General features: G+C 67.5%; 4 protein-coding genes. 1 reads left to right on the plus strand and 3 read right to left on the minus strand.

Annotation, left to right across the window (positions count from 1 at the left end; translation table 11 throughout):
• The 3 genes from VF662_RS05205 to VF662_RS05215 all read right to left on the minus strand — a co-directional run.
• A partial coding sequence (locus VF662_RS05205; protein WP_464138590.1) for a 4-hydroxythreonine-4-phosphate dehydrogenase PdxA occupies positions 1–444 on the minus strand: 444 nt, incomplete at its 3' end.
• Between the two features lie 12 nt (positions 445–456).
• Positions 457–1,794 (minus strand): peptidylprolyl isomerase, encoded by a 1,338-nt coding sequence (locus VF662_RS05210; RefSeq protein ID WP_464138593.1) that lies wholly within the window; start codon positions 1,792–1,794, stop codon positions 457–459.
• Positions 1,795–1,903: 109 nt separating this feature from the next.
• Complete coding sequence (locus VF662_RS05215; RefSeq protein WP_464138601.1) at positions 1,904–4,135, minus strand: LPS-assembly protein LptD; 2,232 nt, start codon at positions 4,133–4,135, stop codon at positions 1,904–1,906.
• Positions 4,136–4,293: 158 nt separating this feature from the next.
• On the opposite strand from VF662_RS05215, the gene VF662_RS05220 reads away from it, so the two are divergent.
• Positions 4,294–4,877 (plus strand): M17 family peptidase N-terminal domain-containing protein (locus VF662_RS05220; protein WP_464138597.1); only part of this gene is annotated, 584 nt, incomplete at its 3' end.

The following is a 4,877-nucleotide window of genomic DNA, read 5'->3' on the forward strand; positions in this document are numbered from 1 at the left end:
CGCCGCCATCTCGGTCGAGACGCCGCAGCGTTCGGCGACGAACTCCGTCTGGCCGGGGTGGACGAACCCGATCGCGTGGAGCTGGTATTTGGAAACGGGTCCCGTCACCAGGCCGGAGGCGGCGCCGGAACGGGTCAGGCCAACCGCGATTTCGAGCGCATCGAGAGCGGTACGGGCGCCGTCGAGATCGGGCGCGCCCGGAGTGATGCTGCTCCCGCCGCCGACCTGCACGACCGGAAGCGCATCACGGAAGCATTCCTCAGCCTCGGCGGGATCGGAGATCGCTGCGATCGGGCCGCGCCAGACCGCCTCGATGGCGCTGCAGTCGCCGACCGCGAAGAACGGCGGAAGGCCGAGCGCCGCCCGCCGCTCCCACGACTTCGCGACAATCTCCGGCCCGATCCCGGCCGGATCTCCCAGCGCGAGCGCGAGGGGCGTCGGCAAGGTCAGCGATCCTCAGCGATAATCTACCACCGCATCGCGCCGGAGGTCGCGAAGATAGCGCAAAGCGCGCATATTGACGCGCTGCTCCTCGAGCTGGGCGTAGACCTGCTGGAAGTTGGGCTCGGTGGACACGTCCTGATCGTCGCGGCCGCAGAGGACGAGGACGCGGATGCCCTCCTCGACGGTGCCGAAGGGCGGGGTCGCCTGGCCGATGCTCATCCCGAGCAGCGCATTCTGGAGCACCGGCGGCAGATCGCGCACGCGGACCTGATCGCTCGACACGACTTCGGCGCCGATCGTCGCCGCCGCTTCCTCCGCCCGGCCGCAGCCGCCCATGGTCTGGGCCGTCTGCGACAGCTTCTGGATCATCGGCTCGATCTGTGCGCGCTTGGATCCGGCGGGGAAGCTGAGGCTCATCTGCTTGAGGCTCAGCACCGCATTGCGCGGATCGGCCGTCAGAAGCTGGCGCGTGTCCTGGACCGCCAGCAGCGAGAAGCCGCCCGGAACGGGAATGGGTTCGCTGATCTGGCCGACCTGGAGCTGCTGCGCGGCCTGCGCGAGCGGCTCGGGGAGCTGCTCGGCCCTGACCCAGCCAAGATCGCCGCCAACGGCGGCCGTCGAAGCTTCGGAGAACTGGCGCGCATAAGCGGGGAAGGAGCCGCCCTGCTGCAGCTGCTGGACGATCCGCATCAGGTTCGCGCGAACCTCGGCCGCCGTTTCGGGCGTGGCGGACAGGAAGATCTCGGAGACTCGGTATTCCTGCGTCCCCTTCGAAGCCTTGAGGCGCTCGATCACGGAGCGGACTTCTTCCTCGCCCACGTTCACGAACGGCTCGATCTCGCGGCTCTGGAGCCGGCTCCAGGCGACTTCCCCGTGGATCTGGCGCTTCAGCGAGTTCGGCGACGAACCGACCGAGCGAAGATAGGCCTCGAACTCCTTCGGCGTCTGCTTCAGATTCTGGACGTAGCGGTTGTAGAAGGTCTCGATCTCGCGCGGCTCGATCTTGATGTCGGCGGCCTTCGCAGCCTGGATCTGCAGCGTCTCGTCGACGAGGTTGCGGAGCACCTGGTCGCGCAGCCTCTGCATCTCCTCGGGCGGAATGTTGGCGCCGCGGTTCGCAAGCAGGATGAGCGCCATCCGCTGGTCGACGTCGGTCCTGGTGATGACGTCGCCGTTCACGATCGCGGTGGCGGTGCGCACGTTCGGATCGCCGCTGCCGATGAACTTGGGGTTCGACGGAAGGTCGAGCCCGGTCGACGACTGGACTCCGCCCGTCTGCGCGACCGCGACGGCAGCGAAGCTCCCCACCAACAAGAGCGCTGCGCTCCTAAAACTGCCGAGCTTCATCATTCCTCCAATAAAAGCAGACCGCTAGCCTGCCTCTGACTAGCTGAACCCACGCTTAGCGGCTTTTGCACGCAAGTGCCTTCGCCGTCACCCCGCAGCGTCGCAACCGCTTCTAGCGGCCGAGATTCTTCAGCGCCACCCTCAACAGGAAGCTGCTGCCGCGCCGGAAGGCATCGCTCTGGTCGTAGTCGCGGCGCCAGGTGACGCCGATCTCGATGCAATCATCGTCGTACGCGATTCCGAACCGGTCGCGCACCGGCTGAAAGCCGCCGGCGCGGGTGAACGGATCCTCACGCGTGCTGGTGAGGTCGATCACCGTCGATCCGAACACCGACCAGTATTTGGCGAAGCGGACGCGGGCGCCGACCCTCAGCTCCTCGCGATCGCGAAGGTCTTCGAGCAGCAGGTCGTTGTCGCGGTCGAGCCTCAGATAGCCGATCGTCGCATAGGTCTGGCGGCCGCCGATCACGGCATCGATCTCGTTGCGGCGGATTGCTGCATTGTCCTTGTCCAGCCGGAAGCGGTGAACGAGGCTGAGCTTTCGGGAGAAGCGCAGGGTGGTGCGGCCGACGATGTCTGAATAGCGGGCGGCAAGGCCCGTGCCTTCCGGGAAGATGCTCGGCTGCCGGTCGAGCCGGTAGCTTTGACCGACAGTGGTCCGAAGCGAGATGCGCGGCAGGTCCACCGCCCAGTCGACGCCGTAGGTGATCCGCGTTCCGTCCTCCCAGCGGTCATAGCCGGGGAAGCGGTTGAGGGCGAAAAGGTTCGAATCCTCGAGCTCGATCGCCCGGGCATCCTCGTTCGGGATCTCGATGTTGGGCGTGGGCGGCGAGGCCACCACCTGCAGCCGGGGCGTCAGCCGGTGGGTGCCGCCCATGAAGTCGCCGATGAACGGCCAGCGAAGCTCCGCCGCGACGGCGCCGATCGCCCGGGCGCTCCAGCCCTCGGTACCGCGGTACAAGGGGATGGTGTTCAGATCGGTGTCGCTGGCGTGGTAGAGGTCGCCGCGGGCATAGCCGGTGAGGATCAGCTCCTGGCCGAGGCCGGTGATGCTGTGCCGGTCCCAGCGGGCGGAGGCGAAGGCGCGCTGCGTATCCTGCCCCTCGGTACGGATGATGGAAAGGCTGTTCGCCTGCAGCTCCACCCGGCCTTTGAGGAACGGATCAGCGAACCGCCAGCGGGCGTCGACGGCGGGGAAAGCGATCGGCTGCGGCCGCCCGACGTCGCTGAGTCGCAGCCCCTGGAACGCCCAGGCCGCGATCGAGATATAGCTGTCCTCGCTGATCCGCTCCGCCTCAATCATGCTGCGAAGGCGGTCGTCGCGCGAGATGTCGTAGCGGCTAAGGAAGGTGCGATCGGTGACCCTCCGGCCTACGGCCGTCACGCTCCACAGGGGATTGAGCTGGAAGCGGCCGTTCGCCTCCAGATAGCCGCGGATGCCGCTTTTCTCCCTCAGCGCCACCCCGAGAGGATCGACGATCGTCCGCGAGCTCTTCGTGACATAGCCGCGCACCTGATAGGCGCCGAGGCCGGTCAGGTGGCGGTAATGACCCTCGAGCATCGGCAGCGCGCCGGTGAAGAGATGCGGCTCGACGGTGAGGTCCCGGTTCGGCGCGAGCTTGAAATAATAAGGCGCGCTGACTTCGAGCCCGTTCTGACGGCTGATGCGGACCGAAGGGACGAGGAAACCGCTGCCGCCGCCCTCGTTGCCGTCGGGGTGCGACAGGCCCGGAAGGCCGACGAGCGGAAGCCCGAACAGGCTGAAGCTCGCCCCTTCATAGCGGATCCGGTGCTTCACCGGATCGTGCACCACCCGAACGGCGGTGATCTTCCAGCTCGGATCCTTCGGGCAGCCATGCTCGTCGATCACCGCGCAGGGCGTATAGGCTGCGCGGCTCAGCGTCGTGTAGCCGTTCTTCCGTTCGCCGCGGGCGGCGACGAGGCGGCCGCCGTCCTCGAGCACCACAAGCAGGTTCTCGACGACGGCGTCGCGGAAAGTGTCGGTAAGCACGATCGTATCGCCATAAGCGATGTCGCCGCCGGGATTGATGAGGCGGACATTCCCCTCCGCCCGCACCTGACCTGAATTCCGGTCCCAGACCACGCGTTCCGCGCGAAGGTTGTTGCCCTCGCGGACCATGCGGACGTCGCCGCTGACGGTCACGACTTCGGCCCGCGTGTCGTAGGTGAGCTGATCGGCGCTGAAATCGACCGGAGCGTCGGAATCGGAGATCGCGGCAGCAAGCGGGTCCTTCCGCTCCTGCTCCTGAGCCAGCGCCACGCCCGGCGCGCACAGCAGCAGGGGGAGGGTCGTCCGGCAGAATAAACTCAGCGTCTTCACAATCTTGATCGGCCCCGCCGCTTCGGCACACGCGACGTTGGAGCCTATCGCACCGGAAGCCGTTCCCTGCAATGCGTGAAGCGAGCAGGGCCGCACGGCTTTGCAAGCCGCGATGCCTTTGCCTATCAGGTCGCCCCCAGCCGCCAGGAGTCCAGCCGAACATGAAGATCAGTTTCGCTTCCGCCCGTCCCGAAGGCGCCTATGCGCTCGCGCTCCCGGTTCGGGGGGAAGATACGCTGGCCGATCGCCTCAGCGGGCTCGATCCGGCGGCTGCGATCCTCGCCGCCCGGGCGGCGGAGGCTCAGCGCTTCGAGCGGGACGCGGCGGCGATCGCCGAGACCTTCATCGCCGAAGGGGACAAGGCGCGGCGGCTCCTTCTGGTCGGCCTCGGCGGCAAGGGCGGCGACGATGCCCTGTTCGAGAAGGTGGGCGGGGCGCTGGCCGCAAAGCTGCTCACGTCGGGAGAGACCAGGCTGGTGGTCGACCTGACCGGCCTCGGCCTCGGTGCTGACGCCGCGGCCCGGATCGGGTTCGGCGCGGCTGCGCGCTCCTGGCGCTACGACATCTATCGCACCAAGCTCAGCGGCAAGGCGAAGCCGACGCTCGAGGAAGTGGTGATCGTCGGCGGCGGCGAGGGCACGGAGGCGGAATGGCAGCGCCGGGCAGCGTTGATGGAGGGCATCTCCTTCACCCGCGAGCTCGTCACCGAACCCGCCAACATCATCTACCCGGAGACGTTCGTCGA

The sequence above is a fragment of the Allosphingosinicella sp. genome, assembly GCF_036387215.1.
In the GTDB taxonomy this organism is placed as follows: Bacteria; Pseudomonadota; Alphaproteobacteria; order Sphingomonadales; family Sphingomonadaceae; genus Allosphingosinicella.